Raw genomic sequence first — 12,767 nt, 5'->3', positions numbered from 1 at the left:
GGCGCCGCCGCTCCTGGCCCAAAAGCTCCCCACTCTTATCGTTGCTATTAGTCATAAACATAACCGTTTGCCTATCCCTTATCGTAAGGGGGAAACGGTGTCCTGTCTTTCATGGGGCTCGTTCACGCTCGGAGGCATTACCCCTAAACAAAAGTTGGCCCTTGTGGCCTGATCTCTATTTCTGGTGAGTATTAGAAATGGGGGGATTACCGGGTCATGGCACAGACCATCGGGCGCCACCGAGCAATCTGCAAATGATGCTTGAGCAGGTGGGGCAGCGCTTCAGTGCCGGTGAGACCCGGCGCTCATCGGCCACCCGCACCCTGTTGACCCATGCCGGTTATCGCTCGCCGTCGGCGGTGCAAGTGTACTGGGCGATTCGGCTGCTGCTGCTGCCCTTGCTGCTGACAGGTATTACGCTTGTGGCGTTGCCGTTTATTACTAATATGTCGCTGCTACTGGGAGTTGGCCTGTTGATGTTGGCACTTGGGGTGGGGTGGCTGGTTCCGGCGGTCTATGTGGGCGCACGCAAGCAGGCACGCATGTCGCGGCTGCTGATTGCTTTCCCGGATGCGCTGGACCTTATGGTGGTGTGCGTGGAGTCGGGGCTCGCCTTGCCGCAGGCAATCGAGCGGGTCTCAGAGGAAATGGCCGTCAGCCAGCCCGATCTTGCCCTTGAGCTGGCACTGGTCAACGCCGAAGTGCGTGCGGGTGTTCCAAGCACTGAGGCCCTCAAGCACCTGGCCGAGCGTACCGGGCTGGAAGACATTCGCGGGCTGGTGAGCTTGCTGGCGCAGAGCATCCGCTTCGGCACCAGTGTGGGGACCACCTTGCGGATATATGCCGAAGAATTTCGCGATCGGCGTACGCAACTGGCTGAGGAAAAAGCTGCCAAGGTCGGTACAAAACTGGTCTTTCCGCTGATCTTTTGCCTGTGGCCCAGCTTTTTTCTGGTTGCCATCGGGCCTGCGATCATTAGCGTGTTCAAGGTTTTCGGAAAGATCTAAGGGAGGGGCGCGCGCAGCGCTCCTTTTTCCGAAAAAACGCTCGATCACTTGCCCGCCGTCGCCCGCGCAACATTAAACTTTTGAATCCCAAGGATATTCTGTAGCCTTATCGCGCTTCAGTGCTTGTCCGTGCCTGATACACACATTCTCCCAGCGGGACTTGACGGTCCGGAGCTGGTGGTACACTCGACTTTCGCGCAACGCGCTTGCAGGTCTTGCGAACATGACGCAAATTTCTGAACGACTTCTGGTTCAAGCCCACCTTGATGCCAAGCAGCCAAAACCGCTGACTGAGGCACAAGCCTTCAGCCTTCGTGCGCAGATCGCGGCTGAGCTTAAAGCCCGCGACGCGGTGCTGGTGGCGCATTTCTACTGTGATCCGGTGATTCAGGCCCTGGCCGAAGAAACCGGCGGCTGTGTGTCCGACTCCCTGGAGATGGCCCGCTTTGGTGCGGCCCACCCGGCCAAAACCATTCTGGTGGCCGGTGTGCGCTTCATGGGCGAGACGGCGAAAATCCTGACCCCTGAAAAACGCGTGTTGATGCCAACGCTGGAGGCCACGTGTTCTCTTGACCTGGGCTGCCCGGTTGAAGAGTTCTCGGCCTTTTGCGACAAGCATCCCGAGCGCACGGTGGTGGTGTATGCCAACACGTCCGCGGCGGTCAAGGCCCGGGCTGACTGGGTGGTGACATCAAGCTGCGCGCTGGAAATCGTCGAAAGCCTGATGGATAACGGCGAAACCATTATCTGGGGGCCGGACAAGCATCTGGGCCGCTACATCCAGCGCCAGACCGGTGCCGACATGCTGCTGTGGGACGGTGCGTGCATCGTTCACGAAGAGTTCAAGTCCAAGCAGCTCGAAGACATGAAGGCGTTGTATCCGGACGCGGCAATTCTGGTTCACCCGGAGTCGCCGGAGTCGGTGATCGATCTGGCGGATGCCGTGGGCTCCACCAGTCAACTGATTGCTGCGGCGCAGAACCTGCCCAACAAGACCTTTATCGTGGCCACCGACCGCGGCATTTTTTACAAGATGCAGCAGCTGTGCCCGGACAAGGTCTTTATCGAGGCACCCACTGCGGGTAACGGTGCGGCGTGCCGCAGTTGCGCACATTGTCCGTGGATGGCCATGAATACCCTGGAACGCACCCTGGAGTGTTTGCAGCAGGGTACCAACGAGATTTTTGTCGACCCGGCACTGGTGCCCCATGCCATTCGCCCGCTCAAGCGCATGCTGGACTTCACTCAGGCTGCGCGTTTGAAACTGGCGGGGAATGCCTGAGTAGCTAGCCCTACTATCTGTGGGAGTGGCGGTGCGGCGATTTCACTTGCTCGTGATGCGGGCTTGCCGCGTCGAGGCTATCGCGAGCAAGCCCGCTCCCACAGAGTCAGTGAGGCTTTTGTCAGTTCATCATATCTTTGAGCGCCCGCTCCTGATCCATCAGTTCCCGCTTGCGGGCATCCAGGCGGGCCGACAGCTGGAAGTTGTTGGTGAGCTTCTGGGCAAAGTCCAGTTGCTGGATGGCCTGTCGGAAATCCCCCACCAGCGCAAAGTATTCCGCACGGGCCTGATGCAGGCCGATGATGTTGCCTGACAAGCCTCGAGTTTCTGCAACCGAGTACCAGACATCCGGGTCATCGGGGCGGCTTTTGAGCAAGGCTTCAAGGGCTTTGTCGGCTTCCTTGGGGTTATTTTGCTTGAGCAACAGATCAACACGCGCCTGATTGAGCGGGTAGTTGCCCGGATACAGGGTGCGCATTCTGTCGATTCGCTGCTGGGCTTCGGCCAGGCGATTGCTGTCCATGTCCAGCTCGATTTGCGCCAGGTTGTAGGTGATGTCGTTCGGCGACTTTTCCAGTAGCGGTTTGAGCGTATCGCGGGCTTCGTTGAACTGGCTGCCCTTGATGTAGGCAATGGCCAGGCCATAGCGGGCTACGTCGTTTTTCGGGTTCTCATCCAGTTGCTGGCGAAAGCGTTTGGCCGCCAGACCCGGGGTTTCTTCGTAGTTGAGTTGCACCCGGGCGCGGATCAGTTGATAGCGCAAGCTGTCTTCGGTGCCGCCCACTCTGGCCTGTTCGGCGCGGTTGCGGGTGTCGGCGATACGCGACTCGGTGACCGGGTGAGTCAGCAAAAACTCGGGTGGCCTGCCGTCAAAGCGGTATTGGCGCATCAGGCGTTCGAACATGGTAGGCATTGAGCGCGGGTCGTAGCCTGCTTTCTCCAGGTTGAGAATGCCGATCCGGTCAGCCTCCTGCTCATTCTGTCGCGAGAAGCGCCGCTGTTCCTGCATGGCCGCAGCCTGTGTCCCGGCGATGGCGGCAATGCCCGCGTCGCCCGCGCCCGAGGCCGCAACGATGATCCCGGCGAGCAGCGCAGCCATCATCGGCAACTGCATGCGCTGCTGGGCCTCTACGCCGCGAGCGAAGTGACGCTGTGACAAGTGAGCAAGTTCGTGGGCCATTACCGAGGCGTACTCACCTTCGGTCTGGGCGTTGAGGAACAGGCCGCCGTTGACCCCGATGATCCCGCCGGGAGCGGCGAAGGCGTTGAGCTGCGGGCTGTTGATCAGAATGAATTCCAGCCGGCGATCCTGTACCTGGCTGGTTTCAACCAGTTTGTAGACGCTGGTTTCGACGTAATCCTTGAGTTGCGGATCATTGAGCTGCGACACCTGTCCGCGCAGCATGCTCAACCAGGCACGGCCCAGTTGGTACTCTTGTTGTGGCGAGACGATCGATGAACTGGCGTCACCCAGAGACGGTAAATCGTCGGCGAAGCTCGGCGAGGCGAGCAGGCAAGCGAGCGTCAACAGGGTAGGGCGCAGAAAAGTCATGCACAGAGCTCTGGTCGGTAAAGCGCTTACTGTAGCTGGACACTCGGCTGGCGACCAGTGGCGGCTCTGCTTGGGGTATTCTAGCCGGCATAAAAAATGCCCTATCTGGAGAAGTACGTAATGACTGATGCGTTGGCCCATGATGCTGAACTGGACGCAGCGGGCCTTGATTGTCCGTTGCCATTGCTCAAGGCCAAGATGGCGTTGAACAAAATGAGCAGTGGTCAGGTCCTTAAGGTCATCGCCACGGATGGGGGTTCACAGCGTGACTTTCGTACCTTCGCGCGCTTGGCAGGGCATGAACTGCTGCGTGAAGAAGAAAATGCGGGTACCTATCGCTACTGGCTACGCAAGGCCTGAGTCCCGGTCTAAGGAATATTGATGTTCAAGGTTCTACGTGGTTGGGTTCAGCGCTATTTCTCTGATGAGGAAGCGGTTGTACTGGCGGTCTTGCTGGTGCTGGCATTTACCGCTGTGCTGACATTGGGCGGCATGTTGGCGCCCGTGTTGGCGGGCATGGTGCTGGCGTATCTGATGCAGGGCCTGGTGGTTGCTCTGGAGCGCCTGAGAGTGCCCGCCGCCGCAGCGGTCGGGCTGGTGTTTGCATTGTTCATGGGGTTGTTGCTGGTGTTTCTTGTGGTGGTGGTGCCTTTGCTTTGGCATCAACTGATCACGCTGTTCAATGAGCTGCCGGGCATGCTCGCAAAATGGCAATCGCTGTTGTTGCTGTTGCCCGAGCGCTATCCGCATCTGGTTTCGGATGAGCAGGTGCTGCAAGCCATCGAAGTGGCCCGGGGTGAAATCGGCAAGTTCGGGCAACTGGCGCTGACCTTTTCACTGTCCAGTCTGCCGCTGTTGGTCAACATCATGATTTATCTGGTGCTGGTGCCGATCCTGGTGTTTTTCTTCCTCAAGGACCGGGCGCTGATCGGCCGTTGGGTGCGTGGTTATCTGCCTCGCGAGCGGGCGTTGATTACCCGTGTGGCGCAAGAAATGAACCGCCAGATCGCGAATTACATTCGCGGCAAGGTCATCGAGATCATTATTTGCGGCGGCGTGACGTACATCGCATTTGTCACCATGGGCCTTAATTATTCGGCCTTGCTGGCGTTGCTGGTGGGGATTTCGGTGGTGGTGCCCTATGTGGGGGCCGTGGTGGTGACGGTGCCGGTGCTGTTGATCGCGTTGTTCCAGTGGGGCTGGAGTGATCAGTTTATCTATCTGATGGCTGTCTACGGGATCATCCAGACCCTGGACGGCAACGTGCTGGTACCGCTGCTGTTCTCCGAGGCTGTGAGCCTGCACCCGGTGGCAATCATTTGTGCGGTGCTGTTGTTTGGCGGGTTGTGGGGTTTCTGGGGGGTGTTTTTTGCAATCCCGCTGGCGACGCTGTTCAAGGCGGTGCTGGATGCCTGGCCACGGGAGCAGCAAGTTGTGGCTCCACTGCTGTAAACACCTGAATCGCGGACATGAAAAAGCCCCGGCTCTGCAGTGAGAGTCGGGGCTTTTTCGTTACTGCATCAGCTTACGCTTGAATAACCGGAATGTTGGCATTTGCAGCCGCTTCACGGAATTCGGCGATCTGATCAAAGCTCAGGTAGCGGTATACGTCCGCTGCCATGGTGTTGATCTCTGCCGCGTAGGCCATGTATTCCTCAACGGAAGGCAGGCGACCCAGGATCGAGGCAACCGACGCCAACTCGGCCGAAGCCAGGTAAACGTTCGCGCCGTCACCCAGACGGTTCGGGAAGTTACGGGTCGAAGTCGACACAACAGTCGAGTTCGGCTCTACACGTGCCTGGTTACCCATGCACAGGGAGCAGCCCGGCATTTCCATGCGTGCGCCAGCTTTGCCGTAGATGCCGTAGTAGCCTTCTTCGGTCAACTGGTGAGCGTCCATCTTGGTCGGCGGCGACAGCCACAGACGAGTTGGCAGCTGACCTTTGACCTTGTCCAGCAACTTGCCCGCAGCGCGGAAGTGGCCGATGTTGGTCATGCACGAACCGATGAACACTTCGTCGATCTTCTCACCGGCAACGGTGGACAGCAGACGGGCGTCATCCGGGTCATTTGGCGCGCAGAGCACAGGCTCTTTGATGTCAGCCAGATCGATTTCGATGATGTGCGCGTATTCGGCGTCAGCATCGGCTTCCATCAGCTCAGGGTTGGCTACCCAGGCTTCCATCGCTTGAGCACGACGCTCAAGGGTACGAGCGTCGCCGTAACCTTCACCGATCATCCAGCGCAGCAGGGTGATGTTGGAGTTCAGGTATTCGGTGATGGACTCTTTGGACAGCTTGATGGTGCAGCCAGCAGCCGAACGCTCTGCCGAGGCGTCGGACAGTTCGAATGCCTGCTCGATGCTCAGGTTGTCCAGACCTTCGATTTCCAGGATGCGACCCGAGAATTCGTTGATCTTGCCTTTCTTCTCTACCGTCAGCAGGCCTTTCTGGATGGCGACGTAAGGGATGGCGTGTACCAGGTCACGCAAGGTGATGCCCGGTTGCATTTCGCCTTTGAAGCGAACCAGAACCGACTCCGGCATGTCCAGTGGCATTACGCCAGTGGCTGCGGCGAACGCTACCAGGCCGGAACCGGCCGGGAACGAGATGCCCATCGGGAAGCGGGTGTGGGAGTCACCACCTGTGCCGACGGTATCCGGCAGCAGCATGCGGTTCAGCCAGCTGTGGATAATGCCGTCGCCCGGACGCAGGGAAACACCGCCGCGGGTCATGATGAAATCAGGCAGGGTGTGGTGGGTGGTGACGTCGATCGGCTTTGGATAGGCCGCGGTATGGCAGAACGACTGCATTACCAGATCAGCGGAGAAGCCCAGGCACGCCAGGTCTTTCAGTTCGTCACGGGTCATTGGACCGGTGGTGTCCTGAGAACCTACGGTGGTCATCTTCGGTTCGCAGTAAGTGCCCGGACGAACGCCGGTCACGCCGCAAGCCTTGCCGACCATTTTCTGCGCCAGGGTGAAACCCTTGGTGCTTTCAATAGGTGCTTCAGGCTTTTTGAACAGGTCGGATGGAGCCAGGCCCAGTTCAGCGCGAGCCTTCTCGGTCAGGCCGCGGCCAATGATCAGGGGGATACGGCCGCCAGCGCGAACTTCGTCCAACAGAACCGGGGTCTTCATTTCGAAGGTAGTGATGACTTCGTCGGTACCGTGCTTGCAGACTTTGCCAGCGTGCGGGTACAGGTCGATCACGTCGCCCATGTTGATGTTGGAAACATCGAACTCGATTGGCAGTGCGCCAGCATCTTCCATGGTGTTGTAGAAGATCGGAGCGATTTTGCTGCCGAAGCAGAAACCACCGGCACGCTTGTTCGGTACGTAAGGAACGTCGTCGCCGAAGAACCACAGTACGGAGTTGGTGGCCGATTTACGCGACGAACCGGTACCGACCACGTCGCCGACGTAGGCAATAGGGAAGCCTGCGTTGCGCATTTCTTCGATTTGCTTCATCGGACCGATGGAGCCTTGAACGTCCGGCACGATGCCGTCGCGAGCCATTTTCAGCATGGCCAGGGCGTGCAGCGGGATGTCAGGGCGCGACCAGGCGTCCGGTGCAGGCGACAGGTCGTCGGTGTTGGTTTCGCCAGTGACCTTGAACACGCGCAGGCTGATTTTGTCAGCCAGTACAGGGCGGTTCTTGAACCACTCGCCGTCAGCCCAGGATTGCACCACGGCTTTAGCGTGGACATTGCCGTTTTTGGCTTTTTCAGCGACGTCGTGGAAGGCGTCAAACATTAGCAGGGTGTGCTTGAGTTGCTCGGCGGCAACCGGTGCCAGCTCTGCGTCATCCAGCATCTCGACCAGCGTCACGATGTTGTAGCCGCCTTGCATGGTGCCAAGCAGTTCTACAGCGCGCTTTTTGCTGATCAGTGGGGAAGTCGCTTCACCTTTGGCGATGGCGGACAGGAAGCCTGCTTTTACATAGGCCGCTTCATCAACACCCGGCGGAATGCGGTTGGTGATCAGGTCAACGAGGAATTCTTCTTCACCAGCTGGCGGGTTTTTCAGCAGCTCAACCAGAGATGCGGTTTGTTCGGCGTTTAGCGGCTGGGGAACGATACCCAGTGCTGCGCGCTCTTCGATATGTTTGCGGTAGGCTTCAAGCACAGTTATTACCCTCATCATTGGTCCCAAATGGGTGTCCGGGACGCTCATCCAGGAATGCCGAGCACTCATGCGCATGGGGGCTTTTTGAGCCGCTTAGCCAGAGTTGCAAGGATTCCCAACAGAAGCTGTTTTCAAAGTTTTACGCCTTCCGAACGGGGGGAGATGATGAATGTTGGTGCGGGTATCTGCAGTGCAAATACCCTTCACCAACACCGTTCTTCGGGATCAACTGTGCTCGTGACGCTTTGAAAACAGCTTCTAACGGACATTGGCGCCTTAAAAGGCAGACCGATTCTACGGTAAAAACTTGTTAAAGGTAAGTTAGCCCCTGAAGGTTGAGGGGTGATCTGCGTTAGACAAAGGGCTAACATGGCCACCTGTTTCGTTCTGCAGTGCTCTATTTCGCCATGTCCAATCAAACCATCAAGACCCCCTGCATAGGCCTTTGCTCAACGGTCTACGGCGACCTCGTGTGCCGTGGTTGCAAGCGTTTTCACCATGAAGTGATCAATTGGAACGGTTACAACGAGGAAGAAAAACGTGCTGTGTGGCGTCGTCTTGAGCAGCTTTTGGTGCAGGTGATGGCCGGCAAGGTCGAGGTATTCGACCGGGCTACGCTGCGTGACCAACTGGTGGCACGCAAGATCCGCTTTGTACCCAACCAGTCCGAATACTGCTGGGCCTACCAGCTGATTGCCCGCGGTGCGCGGGTGATCAATCAGCTGGAGCTCTATGGCATGGTGCTGCTGCCGGAGTTTCGTGGCTGGGCGCTGCCCGAGTTGCGTGACGCCATTGATCGGGAATTTTTCCTCCTGTCCGAAGCGCATTATCAGCGCTATATAGCTCCCGGGTTTCTGAAAGAGGCGTTTGGCGAATAGGTCGCCAGCCGATCAGCCTTTATTCGCCAGTTCTTCCAGGTGCTCGATCATGTCCTCGGGCTTGAGCACCAGAATGTCGCTTTCCAGCTTGTCGATCACCACCTCGGCCGTATTGCCGATCAATGCCCCCGAGAACCCGGTGCGCGCCACTGTGCCCATGACCGTTACCACTGCACCCAGGGCCTTGGCGACCCGTGGGATGATCACGTCTGCCGGGCCTTCCTCGATATGCAGGCGGCTGTCGTCAATTTCACACTGTTGCTGAAACACCCGGCACTCTGCCCGGTAGGTTTCTTGCAGTTGCGTGTCCAATGGGTAGGCTGCGTCGACAGCGGCGAGCATAGGGGCGGGGTGCGCGCTGACGACATGAAATTGTGCATGGGCCATGCTGGCGATCCGAAAACCGTGGTCAACGATGCTTGAGTGCAGGGCCATGTGCTCAGGGTCGTTGTTGCCCACGTCGACGGCGGCCAATATGACCCCGTGTTCCCAGGATTCAGCGGTCTTGGCCAACAATACCGGGCTTGGGCAATAGCGCAGCAGTTTCCAGTCTTCGGGGGTCAGCAGCACTTTTTTCAGCGGGTTGTCGGGTACGTGTTGCTTGATCACCAGCCCGCAGTTGTGGGCTTGCTGCACCTTGATGATGGTGGCGTGCTGGCTTTCATGCCAGGCCTGCTCGCTGGTGACGCTGTAGGCCTCACTTTTCAGGCTGCTTTCAAGCACGCTCAGCAGGGCTGAGTGGTCATGCTTTTTATCGCAGATCAACAGGTGCAAATGCGCTTTTGTGTGGCTGGCGATGTGTTTGGCGCGCTTGAGGGCGAGACTTTCCATCAGATGGGGCTCGATGACGACCAACAGGCTGTTGATGCTGTGCATGACCGGTAACTCCACAAGTAATAAAAGCGGCGTGTAATCACTATAGTTGTTCAGTCGTTGTACCTGTGTTGATGCATATCAAGTTGTGCCGTTGGTGCTGCGCTCCGTGGCCCGTATAATCCCCGGCTCGCCTCAATCCAGTCTTTGTGAGCCTCATGTCAGCGATTTTTCAAAACACTGCCCGTCAGCTGTGCAATCCCCATTGGTCGGGAGCGTGCGCGTGATTCTTCCTGAAATTCATGAGTTCCTGGGCTGCCGCACGCCTGACGGCTGGATCGCAGCGGCATTGGCCGATCAGGAAACCTTGCTGATCGATCACAAAAACTGTGAGTTCAAGGCTGCCAGCACGGCCCTTAGCCTGATTGCCAAGTACCACTCCCATGTCGACCTGATCAACATGATGTCGCGTCTGGCCCGTGAAGAGCTGGTGCATCACGAGCAAGTCATGCGCCTGATGAAAAGGCGCAAGATCGAGCTGCGTCAGCTGTCGGCCGGGCGCTATGCCTCGGGGTTGCGCAAAGTGGTGCGCAACCATGAGCCGGTCAAGCTGGTGGATACGCTGGTCGTGGGCGCGTTTATCGAAGCCCGCAGTTGCGAGCGTTTCGAAGCATTGGTGCCTCATTTGGACGAAGAACTCGGCAAGTTCTATTTTGGTTTGCTCAAGAGCGAGGCCCGGCATTTTCAGGGCTATCTGAAACTGGCCTATCAGTATGGCGACGCCAAGGATATTGCCCAGGTCATCGAGCGGGTGAGGGCGGCGGAGCAGGAGTTGATCGAGTCCCCGGATGTTGAATTCCGCTTCCACAGTGGTGTGCCAACCCAAGCATGAGTCCTGTAGTCGCTGCCGAGGAACGACGGCTGCGATCGATTGCGAAGAAATCGAAAAGCCTGAATCCGCGATTTAACAGAAAGACCGCGATTTCAGGTTTTTCGACGGCTGCGCCGCCGATCGCAGCCTCGTTCCTCGGCAGCGACTACAGAAAAGGTGAATGCTTACAGCCAGATAGATAGCTGCCTAATTATCGGCTTGACATTAGCTGCCTAGACAGTAATATTTAGAAACATTACTGCCTAGGCAGCTTCCTGGTGCCCTGATGAAGCATTTCCATCCCGATAACTTCCAAAATTGCACCCTGGGCATGCTCCTGGGGCGCACGGCCATGCTCAAGGACCGGATCATCGACCGCCATATGGAGCCTTACGGCATCACGGCGGCGCAGTTCAAGGTTCTGATCATCATGGCCCAGTACGACGTCGATACCCCGGCCGAACTCTGCCGCCACCTGTCTCTGGACAGTGGCTCGATGACCCGCATGCTTGACCGTCTCGAGCAAAAAAATCTGTTGATGCGCCAGCGTTCCGAAGCCGATCGGCGGCAGGTGCGGCTGGTGTTGACCGACGACGGGCAGGCGCTGGCCAGCCAATTGCCGCAGATTGGCGCTGACGCGATGAATCAGTTGGCAAGCGCCATTAGCCCGCAAGAGTTGCAAAGCCTGGAACAGATCCTCAAGAAAATACTGCTGGCAGCGGGTGATCCGATCACTGTCATGCGTTTAGGTGAAAAATGAGCCATATAACGCTGCGTACAGGCCTGAGCCTGGTTTTTACGTCGATGGTACTGGCGGGTTGCGCCAGCTATAGCGGTCTGAACACCGTGGGCGTAAGCCAGGAGGCGAAAAACCTCAAGGCCGCCCAGTCGCTCAACGGCATTGCGGTTACACCCGCAGCCTGGCCAGAAAAAGACTGGTGGAAGCGTTTGGGGGACGGGCAGCTGGATGGCCTGATTCAAGAAGCCTTGCGCGACAGCCCGGACATGCAAATAGCCAGTGCTCGTGCGCATCAGGCGACTGCTGCGGCCGGTGCGGCCAATGCCGCACGCATGCCGACCCTGGATGCCGAAGCCGATGTCTCGCGTTCGCGCTTGTCGCGTTCTCAAGATCCGACCGGGCAGGGTGGTCGATACGACACCTTGCGCGATGCCAGTCTGACGTTTAATTACACGTTCGATCTGTGGGGCGGCCAGCGTGATGCCTGGGAGGCAGCGTTGGGCGAAGCCCGCGCGGCCGAAGTCGACAGCCAGGCCGCAAGCCTGACTCTGGCCGCTGATGTGGCGCGGGGTTACAGCAGCCTCGGGCATGCCTTTGTCGTCCGTGATCTGGCCAAGGATGACCTGGAGCGTACCGGCAAATTGCTCGAGCTGAGCAAGCGTCGTCTGCAAGCCGGCATCGACAGCCACTACCAGTTTCAGCAAACCGAAAGCCTTGAGGCCAGTTCTCAGGAGCAGTTGATCAGCGCTGAAAAACAACTCAAAAGTGCACGCATCGCGCTTGCGGTATTGCTGGGCAAGGGGCCGGATCGCGGAGTTGATATTGCTCGTCCGAAGATTCTGGCGCCGAGCGCCGTGGCGTTGCCGAGCACTCTGCCGGCTGAGCTGTTGGGTCGTCGCCCGGATCTGGTGGCGGCGCGCTGGCGAGTAGAGGCGGCAAGCAAAAATATTGCGGCGGCCAAGACGCGCTTTTATCCCAATCTCAACTTGAGTGCGGCGGCAGGCACTCAGTCGCTGTTGGGGGATGCGTTGTTCGGGTCTGCCAGTCGCTTTCTCAATATTGCCCCGGCCATTTCGCTGCCGATCTTTGATGGCGGGCGTTTGCGCGCCGGGCTGGATGCCGAGGATGCCAATTACGATCTGGCTGTCGCGCAGTACAACAAGATACTCGTGGGCGCCTTGGGCGATGTCAGTAACACCCTGGCTCAACTGAGTGCCGTGGGGCAGCAAATCAACGCCCAGCAGCGGGCAACCGATATCGCTCAGGATTCGTTCAATACCGTGTTGCAGCGCTATGGCTCCGGTGTCGGTAACTACCTGGACGTGCTCAGCATTGAGCAGCAACTGCTTCTGGCTCAGCGTCAGCTGGCGGACCTGAATGCCGAGCAGATCGACCTTTCGATACAACTGATGCAAGCCCTGGGCGGTGGATTTGAGCCCGGCAATACGGCCGAGGCCGTTCCCTCTCAAGTCCTTGTTGGCAGAATTATTTAGGTACTC

11 protein-coding genes are annotated in these 12,767 nt (G+C 58.1%); 8 read left to right on the top strand and 3 right to left on the bottom strand.

From position 1 onward, the window contains the following. Positions 1-197 precede the first annotated feature (197 nt). On the top strand, positions 198-1,007 hold the full coding sequence (locus tag AC19YQ_RS18585; RefSeq protein WP_326397551.1) for a type II secretion system F family protein: 810 nt from the start codon (positions 198-200) through the stop codon (positions 1,005-1,007). A 223-nt stretch (positions 1,008-1,230) separates the two neighbouring features. Beyond that, the gene (gene nadA, locus AC19YQ_RS18580; protein WP_500595645.1) at positions 1,231-2,289 is read left to right on the top strand and encodes a quinolinate synthase NadA; all 1,059 of its coding nucleotides are present in this window, start codon (positions 1,231-1,233) and stop codon (positions 2,287-2,289) included. Positions 2,290-2,410: 121 nt separating this feature from the next. On the opposite strand, the gene AC19YQ_RS18575 is transcribed toward nadA, so the two are convergent. Then, positions 2,411-3,841 carry a M48 family metalloprotease gene (locus tag AC19YQ_RS18575; protein ID WP_133077968.1) on the bottom strand — a complete coding sequence of 477 codons (1,431 nt, stop codon included), beginning with the start codon at positions 3,839-3,841 and terminating at the stop codon, positions 2,411-2,413. A 120-nt stretch (positions 3,842-3,961) separates the two neighbouring features. Here AC19YQ_RS18575 and AC19YQ_RS18570 point away from each other — a divergent pair, with 120 nt between their 5' ends. Then, positions 3,962-4,201, top strand: a complete 240-nt coding sequence (locus AC19YQ_RS18570) for a sulfurtransferase TusA family protein (RefSeq protein WP_133077967.1) — start codon at positions 3,962-3,964, stop codon at positions 4,199-4,201. 21 nt (positions 4,202-4,222) lie between these two features. Continuing rightward, positions 4,223-5,293 carry an AI-2E family transporter gene (locus AC19YQ_RS18565; RefSeq protein WP_133077966.1) on the top strand — a complete coding sequence of 357 codons (1,071 nt, stop codon included), beginning with the start codon at positions 4,223-4,225 and terminating at the stop codon, positions 5,291-5,293. Positions 5,294-5,366: 73 nt separating this feature from the next. Here the strand turns inward: AC19YQ_RS18565 and acnB are convergent, their stop codons facing one another. Continuing rightward, positions 5,367-7,967 (bottom strand): bifunctional aconitate hydratase 2/2-methylisocitrate dehydratase, encoded by a 2,601-nt coding sequence (gene acnB / locus AC19YQ_RS18560; protein WP_133077991.1) that lies wholly within the window; start codon positions 7,965-7,967, stop codon positions 5,367-5,369. 407 nt (positions 7,968-8,374) lie between these two features. Here acnB and AC19YQ_RS18555 point away from each other — a divergent pair, with 407 nt between their 5' ends. Continuing rightward, entirely contained in the window at positions 8,375-8,845 is a 471-nt protein-coding gene (locus AC19YQ_RS18555) for a DUF1289 domain-containing protein (RefSeq protein WP_019823181.1), read from the top strand. A gap of 12 nt (positions 8,846-8,857) precedes the next feature. Here the strand turns inward: AC19YQ_RS18555 and AC19YQ_RS18550 are convergent, their stop codons facing one another. After that, positions 8,858-9,721, bottom strand: a complete 864-nt coding sequence (locus AC19YQ_RS18550) for a universal stress protein (RefSeq protein WP_133077965.1) — start codon at positions 9,719-9,721, stop codon at positions 8,858-8,860. 220 nt (positions 9,722-9,941) lie between these two features. Between AC19YQ_RS18550 and AC19YQ_RS18545 the strand changes: the two genes are divergently transcribed. The 3 genes from AC19YQ_RS18545 (at position 9,942) to AC19YQ_RS18535 (ending at position 12,761) form a co-directional block, all read left to right on the top strand. Then, positions 9,942-10,550 carry a MiaE family protein gene (locus AC19YQ_RS18545; protein WP_133077964.1) on the top strand — a complete coding sequence of 203 codons (609 nt, stop codon included), beginning with the start codon at positions 9,942-9,944 and terminating at the stop codon, positions 10,548-10,550. Between the two features lie 265 nt (positions 10,551-10,815). Continuing rightward, the gene (locus AC19YQ_RS18540) at positions 10,816-11,289 is read left to right on the top strand and encodes a MarR family winged helix-turn-helix transcriptional regulator (protein WP_133077963.1); all 474 of its coding nucleotides are present in this window, start codon (positions 10,816-10,818) and stop codon (positions 11,287-11,289) included. Next, positions 11,286-12,761, top strand: a complete 1,476-nt coding sequence (locus tag AC19YQ_RS18535) for an efflux transporter outer membrane subunit (protein WP_326397557.1) — start codon at positions 11,286-11,288, stop codon at positions 12,759-12,761. The genes AC19YQ_RS18540 and AC19YQ_RS18535 overlap by 4 nt, the downstream gene beginning before the upstream one ends. Positions 12,762-12,767 lie beyond the last annotated feature (6 nt).

It is taken from the genome of Pseudomonas sp. MF06569 (assembly GCF_059862735.1).
Note: the sequence above shows the minus strand (reverse complement) of the source record. Positions and strands in the feature narration are given on the sequence as shown.